Here is a 13,212-nt window from a genome sequence, read left to right as displayed (position 1 = left end):
AAATCTCACAGGAACTATTTTCATGAAGAAGCGTAAGTTCTTAACCAGACATGAAATTGATGCGATTTTAGAAAAAGCACGTCAGGGGCGTCATGCAGAGCGGGATTATTGCATGCTACTCATGTGTTTCATTCATGGGTTTAGAGTCAGTGAGCTATGTAATCTGACACTATCCGATCTTGATCTTAGCTCGGAAATTATTCATGTAAGACGATTAAAAGGGGGACTGTCAACAACACATCCATTGGTGCCTGAAGAACTTAATGCGTTAAATCAATGGATTAATATCCGTAAGAGCTGGAGAGAATCAGACACATCGTGGGTTTTTTTATCACAAAAATCAGGTGCGATTTCACGCTATCAGGTTTATAGTTTGTTAAAACATTACGGCAGACAAGCATTAGTCGACATTTCACCTCATCCACATATGTTAAGACATGCCTGCGGCTATGCTCTTGCTGATTTGGGAAGAGATACACGCCTTATTCAGGATTATCTCGGTCACCGCAATATATCCCATACTGTTATTTACACAGCAAGCAATGTAAAACGGTTCTCCAATATATGGGAAATTCCTTCAAAAGGATTCAGTTAATACCTTCTTTCTATAAAATGTGTTGTGATATGAGAAATTATTTCTCTTACAACAAAAAAATATCATCTGATTATAAAAAATCCTCATTAATGTTGAGTTAATGAGGGTTTTTCATTAGTCAATGATAATGATGAATATCATAGAATACTGATTTTTATTTATTATAATTGTTTTTTTAATTTATTAGAGATTAATACATTACGTTATTAAATAAAAATATGAATTTAACGTATATAGATTAACCTATCTTGATCCTCTTTGAATAGTGAGAACCTGCTAATTAGACAACTATATTAGAATTGAAAAGGCACATAAATATGTATGTGAATTTTAACTGATATCCAAGGATTAATTGAAATCATCTTGAATTTTTTACTCAACGACATACTCACTTATCGAAAAATAAAGCGGATTATTTTTTTCCGCTTTATTTTTTATTGAATGATAATTTATAAAATCATTTATCCTTCAAACTCTTGTGTCATTTTTTCAAGTTGTTCCTGAATTTCCATCCATGCTAATTCAATTTCTTCCAGTTTTGATTTGGTCTGATTTTGTTTTTGTAGATATTCAGTTAATTCGGTTTTACGGCTGATATCATAAATAGCGCTGTCTGAAAGTTGATTTTCTAGTGCAACCAATTCGCCACCCAGTTTTTCCATCTGTTTTTCCAGATCAGCAAGCTGTTTGCGCAATGGCTGCGTTTGGTTACGGAAGTCAGCTTGACGCCGTTTTTGATCTTTTCTTTCCTGAGCACTTTGGCTGGATGTCTCTTTTTCCTTATCGTTGTTTTCACGTATTTGCTGATTTTGTTGACGTTGTTGATCCGTCAGCCATTGTTGATAATCTTCTAAATCGCCATTGAACGATTCTACCCGGCCATCATGAACCAGATACAACTCATCTGTTGTTGAACGTAATAGATGCCGGTCATGGGAAACCACAACCAATGCACCGTCAAAGTCGATCAAAGCTTCTGTCAGTGCTTGACGCATATCCAGGTCGAGGTGGTTCGTTGGTTCATCAAGTAACAGAAGGTTAGGGCGCTGCCAGACCATCAATGCCAAAACCAAACGTGCTTTTTCTCCCCCGGAAAAACGCCCACTTGGGTCAGTCACTTGATCGCCTTTGAAACCAAAGCCTCCCAGATAATCCCTAAGTTGCTGCTCTGTTTCCTGTGGCGCCATGCGGACGAGATGCTGTAATGGTGATTCATCAGCACGCAAATATTCCAGTTGATGCTGAGCGAAATACCCCAGTTTGATCCCTTTAGCTAATTCGATTTCTCCACTCTGAGATTGCAGTTCACCTGCCAACAGTTTAATCAACGTGGATTTACCCGCACCGTTACGGCCAAGCAGGCCAATACGAGAGCCGGGAACCAGATTCAGTTTGATGGAATTTAAAACCGTCCGTTCGCCATAGCCTGCGCTGACTTTTTCCATTTTCAGGAGTGGGTTTGGCAGACTCTCCGGTTTACGGAAACTGAAATGAAATGGGTTATCAACATGGGCAGGGGCGATTGATTCCATCCGCTCCAGCATTTTGATACGGCTCTGAGCTTGCTTGGCTTTGCTGGCCTTGGCACGGAAACGGTCAATATAACTTTGCAGATGGGCAACTTTCTCTTGCTGACTTTTATAAAGGGCCTGTTGTTGCGCCAGTTTGGTGGCGCGCTGGCGTTCGAAAGATGAGTAGTTGCCGCTGTACTCAAACAGAGATTGTTGCTCTATATGGAGGATTTTATCGGCAATCGGGTCGAGAAAATCCCGATCATGGGAGATAAGGATTAATGTTCCAGGGTAGCTTTTCAGCCATTTTTCCAACCAGATAACCGCATCCAGATCAAGATGGTTAGTGGGTTCGTCAAGCAACAGCAAATCAGAACGGCAGAGTAGTGCCTGAGCCAGATTGAGGCGCATGCGCCATCCACCGGAAAATGCACGTACAGGTTGATCAAGTTGCTCTTGAGAGAAACCTAAACCGTGCAGTAGACTTGATGCTCTTGAACGGATCGTCCAAGCTTGAATCGTGTCTAATTGACCATGCAGATGAGCAATTAGATTACCGTCATTTTTTTCATTGGCTATCCGCAGTTGTTGTTCCAGTTGACGGAATTCACGATCACCATCAATGACATATTCCAGAGCAGGGATTTCCAGTGCCGGCGTTTCCTGATTCACCCAGGAAAGTGCCCAGTTACTGGGAAAAGTGAATGCTCCTGCTTCAGCCTGAAGCTCATTTTTTAATAATGCAAGTAGAGTAGATTTACCACAGCCATTTTTCCCTACCAGACCCACTTTCTGTCCGGGATTGATAATGGCGCTGGCATTGTCTAGCAGAACACGAGTTCCGCGACGAATTTGTAATGAAGAGAAAACAATCATAAGTATCGTTTGTATAGAATATGTTAAATTAGCAATAACAGATAATAAGCGTTTTATTTTATAACTTTGTATGCATGGTAACGGAAAATACGTGTCCTGACACGTTCTTGAGGAGGGAACGATGTTACAGCCGCCCAAAGTCCTGCTGCTGTATGCCCATCCTGAGTCACAGGATTCAGTAGCAAATCGTGTTTTGTTACAACCTGTACAGGGTTTAGAGCATGTTACGGTTCACGACTTATATGGAGCTTATCCAGATTTTTTTATTGATGTTCATCATGAGCAACAGCTACTTCGAGAGCATCAGGTGATTGTCTTTCAACACCCACTGTATACCTACAGTTGTCCCGCTTTATTAAAGGAGTGGATGGATCGTGTGCTGACACGGGGGTTTGCCAGTGGTATTACCGGGTTGGCATTACAGGGAAAATATTGGCGTTCAGTGATTACTACTGGGGAGCCGGAAGGCGCTTTCCAGGCTGATGGGTATAATCTCTATTCAATGGAAGAGATCCTTCGTCCTTTTGAACTCACCGCAGCGATGTGCCGTATGCATTGGTTATCACCAATTATTATTTATTGGGCACGCCGTCGAAAACCTGAACTTCTTGCCATCCATGCTAATGCTTATCGTGAATGGCTCAAATCGCCATTATCATTAGGAGGGCTATAAGTTATGGAGCATTCAGCGCAATTGAGCGCCGGTGTATTGTTTTTATTTGCTGCTGTTGTAGCAGTGCCAATCGCACAGAAATGCAGGATTGGGGCAGTATTAGGCTATTTGTTGGCAGGGATTGTCCTTGGCCCGTGGGGGTTGAGCTTTATCAGGGATGTTGATGATATTCTTCATTTCTCGGAGTTGGGGATTGTTTTCCTGATGTTCATCATCGGTCTTGAGCTTAACCCTTCTAAACTCTGGCTACTCAGACGATCTATTTTTGGTGTTGGTGCGGCTCAGGTTATTTTCACGGCGAGTGTGCTGGCTGTGTTGTTATATCTGACGGATTTTTCATGGCAAGCGGCGGTTATTGGTGGTATCGGTATGGCGATGTCCTCAACGGCAATGGCCCTGCAACTCATGAAAGAGAAGGGCATGAACCGCAATGAAGGCGGGCAGCTTGGTTTCTCGGTTTTGCTATTTCAAGATATGGCGGTGATCCCGGCTTTGGCATTGATTCCGCTGTTGTCAGGTGGAACAGCATCCGGTGACTGGTATCGAATAGCGTTAAAAATTGCTGCTTTTGCTGGCATGTTGCTCGGTGGCCGTTATCTGTTACGTCCGCTGTTTCGTTTGGTCGTCAGAGCTGGAGTACGTGAGTTATTTACTGCGGCGGCGTTACTGGTGGTACTCAGCTCAGCGCTATTTATGGAAGAACTCGGTTTTTCCATGGCACTGGGAACCTTTATCGCCGGGGTATTACTGGCAGATAGCGAATACCGCCATGAACTGGAAATATCCATAGAACCGTTCAAAGGATTGTTGTTGGGGTTGTTTTTTATTTCGGTTGGTATGTCTCTGAATTTAGGGGTATTACTGATACATCTGTCCGAAGTACTACTTGGTGTGCTGGCTTTGGTGATTGTGAAAGGCATTGTTCTGTATCTTATCGCAATGAGTGCTGGTTTACGGGGTTCATCCTGCTTGCAATTTTCCGGCGTACTCAGCCAGGGGGGAGAATTCGCCTTTGTTCTGTTTTCTGCCGCACTGAGCCAGAATGTGCTCAATAGTGGGCAGATGGCTTTGTTGCTGGTCGTAGTGACGATATCGATGATGACAACGCCGCTTGTCATGCAATTGATAGATGCTATTCTGGCACGCCGTTATAATGCCCAAGATGAGACGGATGAACAGCCCTTTGTGGAAAATGATGATCCGCAGGTGATTTTAGTGGGTTTCGGCCGGTTCGGACAGGTAATCGGTCGTCTTCTAATGGTGAATAAAATCCGTATAACAGTGTTAGAGCGCGATGTCAGTGCTGTGAGTACTATGCGGCGTTATGGTTATAAAGTTTATTATGGTGATGCGGCTGAATTGGAGCTGCTACGTTCGGCAGGCGCGGATAAAGCCAAAGCGATAGTCATCACCTGTAATGAGCCGGAAGATACCATGATGATCGTTCATTTATGCCAGAAACATTTCCCGAATCTGCATATTATGGCGCGAGCCAGAGGACGCCTGGAAGCGCATGAACTGCTACAAAATGGAATAGAAAATTTCACCCGTGAAACTTTCTCCAGTGCCCTGGAACTGGGGCGTAAAACCTTAGTCGAATTGGGAATGCATCCGCATAAAGCTAATCGAGCAAAACAACATTTTCAGCGGTTAGATATGCGGATGCTGAGAGAACTTATGCCGCAATTACAGGGTGATGTGGCTCACATATCTCGTATAAAAGAGGCGCGTCGGGAACTGGAAGAGCTGTTCGAACGGGAAATGCTGAATGAACGTCGCCAACCGGATGGTTGGAATGAGCATGAATACATGAATAATAGCGGAGCAAATCATGTCAGTAAGCCGTAAGAGATTTATTGCCGGTGCTGTCTGCCCAGAATGTCACTCTCAGGACACGCTGGCAATGTGGCAAGAAGATCAGGTGGATGTGGTGGAATGTGTCCATTGTGGTCACCAACAACGCCAGACTGATGAGAAAGTGACCTCTCATGTCAGAAAGCAGGAGCAGGTTATTGGTATTTTTACCCCACAATAATTATGTGAATATTAGCGCGAGTGAGTACAGAGCCTGAAAATTCCGCTACAATCGGTAAAAATTTTTAGACCCACGGGTAGGAGATGTCATGAAAGTAGCAAAAGACTTGGTAGTCAGCTTGGCTTATCAAGTAAGAACAGAAGATGGGGTTTTAGTTGATGAGTCACCGGCGAGTGCGCCGTTGGACTATTTGCATGGCCGTGGCTCATTGATCAGCGGTTTGGAAAAGGCGCTAGAAGGCCGTGAGGCGGGTGAAAGTTTTGATGTCAGCGTACAGGCTGATGATGCCTATGGTCAGTATGATGATAATCTGGTTCAGCGTGTGCCAAAAGATGTCTTTGTTGGTGTTGATGAACTGGAAGTTGGCATGCGTTTCCTGGCTGATACCGATATGGGGCCAGTGCCCGTAGAAATTACAGCAGTTGAAGATGAGCATGTTGTGGTTGATGGTAACCATATGCTGGCTGGTCAGAATCTGAAATTCAATGTTGAAGTTATTGCCATCCGTGAAGCGACCGAAGAAGAACTGGCTCATGGTCATGTTCATGGTGCTCATGGTCACGAACATGGTGAGGGGTGCTGCGGTGGTCACGGCGATGACGATGGCCATCATCACCATAATGAAGGACACGATGGATGCTGCGGTGGCGGCGGTTGCCACTGATAAGCTAAAGCGGATAGTAGACTTTTAATATTTAAAAAAACGGGGCAAGTTTGGAATAGTTGGTTTCAACGCTTGCCCTAATTTATTGTGATTTAATGCCTTTCCTAGTAATGAGGCGGAGGGGTTTCCTCAGATTGTGAAGCGATCATTGAGGGTTGAGTGGCTTTCAATCGTTCTGTCATCAACCGCAAATGCTCTCTTAATTTAGTTATCTCCATTTGCTGCTCAGTCACTACCTGATTTAATTCTTCGATAGTTATTTCTTGAAAGGCAATTCGACTTTCTAAATGTTCAAGCCGTTGTTCAAATTCTGACAGATCCATGATTTCCTCCCGTTTCAGGCCCTGTATTGCCCGTGTTAGATGCCTCATATTAATTAAGAGTAGCCTACTATGCCCAGAATATTCTGTGAAATGCGGTTATTATGAAACTTCTTGTCATTCATGTTGTCTTAACACGTTTGGGGCACTAAAACAGCAAACCTTATGTTCAGCAAACAATTGTGTTTGGTAAACATTGTGTTTGGTAAACATTGTGTTTGGTAAACATTGTGTTGTGCTCCTGTAGACAGTTATAGTGACTTGATTGCATAACTTTTGCTGACGGTAAAATCCCCCAAAGCTATTGGAGAAACAGATGAAATCATTGTTTAAAGTTACCCTGCTTGCTACCACATTAGCGATGGCTTTCAGTGCCCCTCAGGTGTTGGCGGCTAAAGCAGATAGTCAGAGTAGCACAGAATTGAACAGCGCATTTAAAACAGAAGATCAGCAAAATGCTTATGCTCTGGGCGCATCTTTAGGGCGTTATATGCAAAACACCCTGAAAGAACAGAAATCTCTGGGTATCCCATTGAATAAAGATCAATTGTTATCGGGTGTGCAGGATGCTTTCAATAATAAGAGCAAACTGACTGACAGCGAAATTGAAAACACGCTGCGTGCATTTGAAGGTAAAGTGAAGTCTGCCGCTGAAGCTAAGATGGAAAAAGAGGCCCGCGAGAATGAAGCTAAAGGCGCTAAATATCGTGAAGAATTTGCTAAGGAAAAGGGTGTCGTTAAGAGTAAAACCAGCCTTTTATATAAAATAGAGAAGGAAGGCAGCGGTAAGAAGCCTGTGGCAAGCGACACGGTAGTTGTGAACTACCGGGGGACATTGATTGACGGTAAAGAGTTCGATAGTTCCTATAAGCGTAATGAACCCCTTTCTATTCGCCTGGATAGCGTTATCCCAGGTTGGACGGAAGGTTTACAGAATGTGAAAAAAGGTGGAAAAATTAAACTGGTTATTCCACCAGAGCTGGCTTATGGTAAAGCGGATCTGCCGGGGATTCCTGCAAATTCGACATTAGTATTTGATATTGAGTTGCTGGATGTTAAAGCGGATACCAAAGCTAAGTAAGCTGTGCGCTAAATATCTTTGATGAATACGGATAAAACCGTTGGTAGAGATTCTGTCAACGGTTTTTTGTTACTGAAAGCTGTGATAGAGACCAAATGTCTGAGTAGCAATGGCTTGACGATAATGTCATGTGGTTTTAACGTCAATATTTCATGTGGATGCAAAGATCTTTGATTGAGATCTCTGTTAAGCTGCAACAATTGAATTTTCACAAGAAATTTTTATAGATTTATCACGTTGTGTTTTTAGCAAGACGTTGTCTGCGATTGAAGGATGGTGTATTTAATGTCTAACCCGTTATTATCTGGTGATATCAGTGATGTCGATTTACTGGAAAACCAACCGTTTACTGAAACGGACCACGAAATTTTAAAGTCTTATGAAGCCGCAGTTGATGGCTTAGCTATGCTAATTGGTGGGCATTGCGAGATTGTCCTTCATTCATTGGAAGATCTTAAATGTTCAGCTGTCAGAATAGCTAACGGAGAACATACAGGTCGTAAAATAGGTTCACCTATCACTGATCTTGCGCTGCGTATGTTACATGACATTACAGACGAAGATTGTAGTGCATCCAAAGCCTATTTCACCCGAGCAAAAAGCGGTTCATTGATGAAGTCAGTCACGATTGCGATCCGCAACCGGAATCGCCGAGTGATCGGCCTCTTGTGCATTAATATGAATCTTGATGTCCCTTTCTCTGAAATTATTCAGACATTTATTCCAGAGGAAACACATGATGTCGCTCCAAATGTAAATTTTGCCTCATCCGTGGATGATTTGGTGGCGCAAACGCTGGAATATACTATCGAAGAAGTCAATATTGATCGCAGTGTATCCAATAATGCCAAGAACAGACAGGTGGTTCTGAATCTCTATGAGAAAGGCATTTTTGATATTAAAGATGCAATCAATCAGGTTGCCGAGCGTTTAAATATTTCTAAACATACTGTTTACCTCTATATTCGCCAGTTTAAAAATGGTGAATGTTTAGGGCCAGAGCGGTAATGTCTTCGTTGTCTTATTGTCTGCTGGTTACGGGGCCTGCATATGGCACCCAACAAGCCAGCAGTGCTTACCAGTTCGCGCAAGCCTTGATTACGATGGGGCATAAACTGAATACCGTATTTTTTTATCGGGAAGGGGTTTATAACGGCAGTCAGTTGATTGCACCAGCCAGTGATGAGTTTAACTTGGTTAGCGCATGGCAAATGATGGCAACGGAGCACCGGTTTAGCATGCACATTTGTATTGCCGCAGCCCTTCGCCGTGGGGTTCTTGATACTCAGCAGGCGAGTGAATTGAATCTACCGGTAGCAAACCTAGCTGAACGGTTTGAGTTAAGCGGATTGGGAACACTGGCTGAAGCCATGTTGACTTGCGACCGTGTGGTGCAATTCTGAGAGGCAAAAATGAAAAAAATTGCTTTTGTCTTCACTAAAACACCTCATGGTGATGCAGGGGGTAGAGAAGGTCTGGATGCATTGTTAGCAACTTCGGCATTAACAGAAAAGATAGGTGTATTTTTTATTTCTGACGGTGTACTCCAACTACTACCCGATCAGCAGCCTGACAGAATTCTTGCCAGAAACTATATCGCTACTTTTAAGGTGTTGCCTTTGTACGATATTGAAGAATGTTATTTGTGCCGGGAAGACCTTGTTATGCGTGGGTTAAGCTCAGTCAATCGTTTTGTTCTGGATGCGGAAGTGATATCCGCAGAAACGATCAGGGAGAAACTGGTTGACTATGATGTTGTGCTGACATTCTGAGCTATTGGAAGGACAATGATATGCTATATACTGTTAGCCGATCGCCTTATCAATGTGATTTCAATGTGATATCCAAGCTGCTTGCTAGTGGTGATGATATCTTGTTTATCCAGGATGGTGTACTGGCAGGTATTGAGGGTAATTGCTATCTGCCGGTGTTGATCAGCCGTGGTGCTACATTGTATGCGCTGAAAGAAGATATTGAGGCGCGGGGATTGGACAATCAGGTTTCAGACAAAGTGCAAGTGATCGACTATACTGACTTTGTTAACCTGACGGTAAAACACCATCAACAATTCGCCTGGTAGTTGAGAAAAAGCTGTATATTTCTTGACACCCTGGCGAGTCAGCCATAAAATTCCGCGTCCTCGTGTTTTGCCGTTGGGCAGACAAGAGATTTAATCCGTGTTTACGAAGCAAAAAAACCAGGAGTTTTTTTAATAATGTCAACTATTAACCAGCTGGTGCGCAAACCCCGTAGCACGAAGGTTGCAAAAAGCAACGTTCCTGCTCTGGAAGCTTGCCCGCAGAAGCGCGGCGTATGTACTCGTGTATATACCACCACCCCTAAAAAACCAAACTCTGCACTGCGTAAAGTATGTCGTGTGCGTTTGACTAACGGTTACGAAGTTTCTTCTTACATCGGTGGTGAAGGCCACAACTTGCAGGAACACTCCGTAATTCTGATCCGTGGCGGTCGTGTTAAAGACTTGCCAGGTGTGCGTTACCACACTGTTCGCGGTGCACTGGACTGTTCTGGTGTTAAAGACCGTAAACAAGGTCGTTCTAAGTACGGTGTGAAGAAGCCAAAAGCTTAATGGTTCTCCGTTAAGTAAGGCCAAACATTATTTACTTTAATGTCAAAATAAACTCGTAGAGTTTTGGACAACCCTGAATTCGAAACGGAGTATTTCCATGCCACGTCGTCGTGTAATTGGTCAGCGTAAAATTCTGCCAGATCCAAAGTTTGGATCTGAATTACTGGCCAAATTTGTCAATATCCTGATGGTAGATGGTAAAAAATCTACTGCGGAAGCAATTGTATATAGTGCGCTTGAGACCCTGGCTCAGCGTTCTGGTAAAGAACACTTGGAAGCATTTGAACTCGCATTGGATAATGTGCGTCCAACTGTGGAAGTTAAGTCCCGCCGTGTTGGTGGTTCTACTTATCAGGTTCCAGTTGAAGTTCGTCCGGTTCGTCGCAATGCGTTAGCAATGCGCTGGATCGTTGAAGCTGCTCGTAAACGCGGTGATAAATCTATGGCTCTGCGCCTGGCGAACGAATTATCTGATGCAGCCGAGAATAAAGGCACTGCTGTTAAGAAACGTGAAGATGTTCACCGTATGGCAGAAGCTAACAAGGCGTTCGCACACTATCGTTGGTAATCCTATCGTAGTGATGATGCCCTGGGTGGCTGTTTTGCCACCCAGATTTACATTGAACGTCCTAGGAATAGAGGAATCAAATGGCTCGTACAACACCCATTGCACGCTACCGTAACATCGGTATCAGTGCACACATCGACGCCGGTAAAACCACCACTACCGAACGTATTCTGTTCTACACTGGTGTAAACCATAAGATCGGTGAAGTTCATGATGGCGCTGCTACTATGGACTGGATGGAACAGGAGCAGGAGCGTGGTATTACCATCACCTCCGCAGCAACGACTGCTTTCTGGTCAGGTATGGCTAAGCAGTTTGACGCGCACCGTATCAACATCATCGACACCCCAGGCCACGTTGACTTCACCATCGAAGTAGAACGTTCCATGCGTGTTCTTGACGGCGCCGTAATGGTTTATTGTGCGGTTGGTGGTGTTCAGCCACAGTCCGAAACCGTATGGCGTCAGGCAAATAAATATAAAGTTCCACGTATCGCGTTCGTTAACAAAATGGACCGTATGGGAGCGAATTTCTTACGTGTTGTTGAGCAGATCAAAACTCGCTTGGCGGCAAACCCAGTACCTCTGCAATTAGCCATTGGTGCGGAAGATGTGTTCACCGGTGTTGTTGACCTGGTGAAAATGAAAGCCATCAACTGGAACGATGAAGATCAGGGAACCACCTTCACTTACGAAGAGATCCCAGCTGATATGCAGGATCTGGCGGAAGAATGGCGTAGCAATTTGATTGAAGCCGCTGCGGAAGCATCAGAAGAGCTGATGGAAAAATACCTTGGCGGTGAAGAGCTGACCGAAGAAGAGATCAAAGCGGGTCTGCGTCATCGTGTTATGACTAACGAAATCATCCTGGTTACTTGTGGTTCTGCCTTTAAGAACAAAGGTGTTCAGGCGATGCTGGATGCCGTTATTGAGTATCTGCCAGCGCCAACGGATGTTGAGTCCATTAAAGGTCTTCTACCAGATGGTAAAGATACTCCGGCAGAACGTCATTCTGACGATAACGAACCGTTCTCGGCACTGGCGTTTAAAATCGCTACTGACCCATTCGTTGGTAACCTGACCTTCTTCCGTGTCTACTCTGGCGTGGTTAATTCCGGTGATACCGTTCTTAACCCAGTGAAAGATAAAAAAGAGCGTTTTGGCCGTATCGTTCAGATGCATGCTAACAAGCGTGAAGAAATCAAAGAAGTTCGTGCAGGCGACATCGCAGCTGCGATCGGTCTGAAAGACGTGACTACTGGTGATACTCTGTGTGATATCAGTTCTCCAATCATTCTGGAGCGTATGGAATTCCCAGAGCCGGTAATCTCTGTTGCGATTGAGCCAAAAACTAAAGCCGACCAGGAAAAAATGGGTATCGCTTTAGGTCGTCTGGCTCAGGAAGACCCATCATTCCGCGTGTCTACCGATGAAGAATCCGGCCAGACTATTATCGCGGGCATGGGTGAGCTTCACCTAGACGTTCTGGTTGACCGTATGCGTCGTGAGTTCAAAGTTGAAGCGAACGTCGGTAAACCTCAAGTTGCTTACCGTGAAACCATCCGTACTACTGTTGAACAAGAAGGTAAATTTGTTCGTCAGTCTGGTGGTCGTGGTCAGTTTGGTCACGTATGGCTGCGTATTGAGCCAATGGAAGCAGGTGGCCCAGGCTACCAATTCGCTAACGAAATCGTTGGCGGTGTTATTCCTAAAGAATATATCCCTGCTGTAGATAAGGGTATTCAGGAACAAATGAAGAATGGTGTTCTGGCCGGTTACCCGATTGTTGACGTTAAAGTAGCAGTGTTCGATGGTTCTTACCACGAAGTTGACTCCTCTGAAATGGCGTTCAAAATCGCAGGTTCTATGGGCTTCAAAGAAGGCTTCATGAAAGCGAAACCAGTTCTGCTGGAACCTATCATGAAAGTTGAAGTTGAAACTCCAGAAGACTACATGGGTGACGTTATCGGTGACCTAAACCGTCGCCGTGGTATGATTGACGGTATGGAAGATATGACTACCGGTAAAATCGTACGTGCTCAGGTACCATTATCTGAAATGTTTGGTTATGCTACTGACCTGCGTTCTCAGACCCAAGGTCGTGCTTCTTACTCCATGGAGTTCCTGAAGTACAATGAAGCGCCGAGCAACGTCGCTCAGGCTATTATCGAATCTCGTAAAGCTAAATAAGTTTTTCGGGTTTAATATCTAGATTCAGCTCCCTCTCCAATATGATGAGGGAGCGATATTAAGGAATAGAGTCGTGTCTAAAGAAAAATTTGAACGTACAAAACCGCACG

At 44.2% G+C, this 13,212-nt stretch carries 16 protein-coding genes; 14 read left to right on the top strand and 2 right to left on the bottom strand.

The annotated features are described in order from the left end of the window. Positions 1 to 22 precede the first annotated feature (22 nt). Both KZ793_RS09380 and KZ793_RS22855 read left to right on the top strand, forming a co-directional pair. Positions 23 to 595, top strand: coding sequence for a tyrosine-type DNA invertase (locus tag KZ793_RS09380; protein ID WP_118987702.1), 573 nt, complete (start codon positions 23 to 25; stop codon positions 593 to 595). Next, complete coding sequence (locus KZ793_RS22855; RefSeq protein WP_397443593.1) at positions 565 to 696, top strand: hypothetical protein; 132 nt, start codon at positions 565 to 567, stop codon at positions 694 to 696. Before KZ793_RS09380 ends, KZ793_RS22855 begins: the two co-directional genes overlap by 31 nt. Positions 697 to 1,056: 360 nt before the next feature. On the opposite strand, the gene KZ793_RS09375 is transcribed toward KZ793_RS22855, so the two are convergent. After that, entirely contained in the window at positions 1,057 to 2,982 is a 1,926-nt protein-coding gene (locus KZ793_RS09375; RefSeq protein ID WP_225815089.1) for an ABC transporter ATP-binding protein, read from the bottom strand. Between the two features lie 121 nt (positions 2,983 to 3,103). Here KZ793_RS09375 and kefG point away from each other — a divergent pair, with 121 nt between their 5' ends. The 4 genes from kefG (at position 3,104) to slyD (ending at position 6,354) form a co-directional block, all read left to right on the top strand. Continuing rightward, the gene (gene kefG, locus KZ793_RS09370) at positions 3,104 to 3,655 is read left to right on the top strand and encodes a glutathione-regulated potassium-efflux system ancillary protein KefG (protein WP_225815088.1); all 552 of its coding nucleotides are present in this window, start codon (positions 3,104 to 3,106) and stop codon (positions 3,653 to 3,655) included. 3 nt (positions 3,656 to 3,658) lie between these two features. Beyond that, positions 3,659 to 5,503, top strand: a complete 1,845-nt coding sequence (gene kefB, locus KZ793_RS09365) for a glutathione-regulated potassium-efflux system protein KefB (protein ID WP_225815087.1) — start codon at positions 3,659 to 3,661, stop codon at positions 5,501 to 5,503. Beyond that, positions 5,487 to 5,690, top strand: a complete 204-nt coding sequence (locus KZ793_RS09360) for a YheV family putative zinc ribbon protein (RefSeq protein WP_036813523.1) — start codon at positions 5,487 to 5,489, stop codon at positions 5,688 to 5,690. The genes kefB and KZ793_RS09360 overlap by 17 nt, the downstream gene beginning before the upstream one ends. A gap of 88 nt (positions 5,691 to 5,778) precedes the next feature. Further along, positions 5,779 to 6,354, top strand: a complete 576-nt coding sequence (gene slyD / locus KZ793_RS09355; protein WP_225815086.1) for a peptidylprolyl isomerase — start codon at positions 5,779 to 5,781, stop codon at positions 6,352 to 6,354. Between the two features lie 104 nt (positions 6,355 to 6,458). On the opposite strand, the gene KZ793_RS09350 is transcribed toward slyD, so the two are convergent. Beyond that, a complete protein-coding gene (locus KZ793_RS09350; protein WP_225815085.1) occupies positions 6,459 to 6,677 on the bottom strand; it encodes a protein SlyX in 219 nt (72 codons plus the stop codon). A 313-nt stretch (positions 6,678 to 6,990) separates the two neighbouring features. Between KZ793_RS09350 and fkpA the strand changes: the two genes are divergently transcribed. The 8 genes from fkpA to fusA all read left to right on the top strand — a co-directional run bounded on the left by fkpA (position 6,991) and on the right by fusA (position 13,102). Next, positions 6,991 to 7,755, top strand: a complete 765-nt coding sequence (gene fkpA, locus KZ793_RS09345; protein ID WP_118987709.1) for an FKBP-type peptidyl-prolyl cis-trans isomerase — start codon at positions 6,991 to 6,993, stop codon at positions 7,753 to 7,755. Between the two features lie 285 nt (positions 7,756 to 8,040). After that, positions 8,041 to 8,763 (top strand): helix-turn-helix transcriptional regulator, encoded by a 723-nt coding sequence (locus KZ793_RS09340; protein ID WP_036779966.1) that lies wholly within the window; start codon positions 8,041 to 8,043, stop codon positions 8,761 to 8,763. Then, positions 8,763 to 9,158 (top strand): sulfurtransferase complex subunit TusD, encoded by a 396-nt coding sequence (tusD, locus tag KZ793_RS09335; RefSeq protein ID WP_225815084.1) that lies wholly within the window; start codon positions 8,763 to 8,765, stop codon positions 9,156 to 9,158. The genes KZ793_RS09340 and tusD overlap by 1 nt, the downstream gene beginning before the upstream one ends. Positions 9,159 to 9,167: 9 nt before the next feature. Then, positions 9,168 to 9,527, top strand: a complete 360-nt coding sequence (gene tusC / locus KZ793_RS09330; RefSeq protein ID WP_225815083.1) for a sulfurtransferase complex subunit TusC — start codon at positions 9,168 to 9,170, stop codon at positions 9,525 to 9,527. 20 nt (positions 9,528 to 9,547) lie between these two features. Beyond that, complete coding sequence (gene tusB / locus KZ793_RS09325; RefSeq protein ID WP_118987713.1) at positions 9,548 to 9,835, top strand: sulfurtransferase complex subunit TusB; 288 nt, start codon at positions 9,548 to 9,550, stop codon at positions 9,833 to 9,835. 135 nt (positions 9,836 to 9,970) lie between these two features. Then, positions 9,971 to 10,345 carry a 30S ribosomal protein S12 gene (rpsL, locus tag KZ793_RS09320; RefSeq protein WP_118987714.1) on the top strand — a complete coding sequence of 125 codons (375 nt, stop codon included), beginning with the start codon at positions 9,971 to 9,973 and terminating at the stop codon, positions 10,343 to 10,345. 97 nt (positions 10,346 to 10,442) lie between these two features. After that, positions 10,443 to 10,913, top strand: coding sequence for a 30S ribosomal protein S7 (rpsG, locus tag KZ793_RS09315; protein ID WP_011144816.1), 471 nt, complete (start codon positions 10,443 to 10,445; stop codon positions 10,911 to 10,913). An 80-nt stretch (positions 10,914 to 10,993) separates the two neighbouring features. Continuing rightward, positions 10,994 to 13,102, top strand: a complete 2,109-nt coding sequence (gene fusA, locus KZ793_RS09310) for an elongation factor G (RefSeq protein ID WP_225815082.1) — start codon at positions 10,994 to 10,996, stop codon at positions 13,100 to 13,102. Positions 13,103 to 13,212 lie beyond the last annotated feature (110 nt).

This window comes from Photorhabdus antumapuensis (assembly GCF_020387775.1).
GTDB classification, from domain to species: Bacteria; Pseudomonadota; Gammaproteobacteria; order Enterobacterales; family Enterobacteriaceae; genus Photorhabdus; species Photorhabdus antumapuensis.
This window is presented reverse-complemented; position numbering and strand designations above follow the sequence as displayed.